We start from the raw sequence: 736 nt of genomic DNA on the forward strand, positions 1-736 counted from the left end.
TCGTAACAAGGTAGCCGTACCGGAAGGTGCGGCTGGAACACCTCCTTTCTGGAAGCCCTTCTTGTGGCTTGTCCGTTTCGTTTCTGTATTTTAAATATAATTGATATTTATAAAGGGCCTGTAGCTCAGGTGGTTAGAGCGCTACACTGATAATGTAGAGGTCCGTGGTTCGAGTCCACGCAGGCCCACTTTATATCCTAAAATTTAATAGTGTATTGTTCCGATAGTTATTGGGATGGCAAGAGCATACCGATAAAGGTTGGAATGTTCAAAATCTTGAAATCTGAAACAATATTGAAATGAATGGGGGATTGTCCCGATAGTCATCGGGATGGCTAGAGCACCCCGGCTTTTGTCGGGAGGATCAGCTGTTCAGATTTACAGATAAATTGAAATAATGGGGGATTAGCTCAGCTGGCTAGAGCACCTGCCTTGCACGCAGGGGGTCAACGGTTCGAATCCGTTATCCTCCACACTTTGATTATCCAAAAGGGATATAAGAAAAGAATTATTAAGGAATAGAGCATCCCGGTTTTCATCGGGAGGGTCTACGTTTCGAATCCCTGCCTACCGGCAGGCAGGCGTTATCCTCCACACACTTTGGAAATGTCCAAAGAAAAGTTCATTGACATGTTGAGCAGAGAATGCAACAGAGTAAAGGGTCCAAGCGATTGGATCCGTAAAAGAGTGCACCTGCACGAGGCAAAAGGCGTGCGGAGTGTAAAGAGTAAGTGAA

2 tRNA genes are annotated in these 736 nt (G+C 45.4%); both read left to right on the forward strand.

Annotation, left to right across the window (positions count from 1 at the left end):
- Nucleotides 1-114: 114 nt before the first annotated feature.
- Nucleotides 115-188 (forward strand) — tRNA-Ile (locus HMJ38_RS25110).
- A 211-nt stretch (nt 189-399) separates the two neighbouring features.
- Nucleotides 400-473: transfer RNA gene (locus HMJ38_RS25115), tRNA-Ala, on the forward strand.
- Nucleotides 474-736: the final 263 nt, after the last annotated feature.

It is taken from the genome of Aquiflexum lacus (assembly GCF_015476655.1).
GTDB lineage: Bacteria > Bacteroidota > Bacteroidia > Cytophagales > Cyclobacteriaceae > Aquiflexum > Aquiflexum lacus.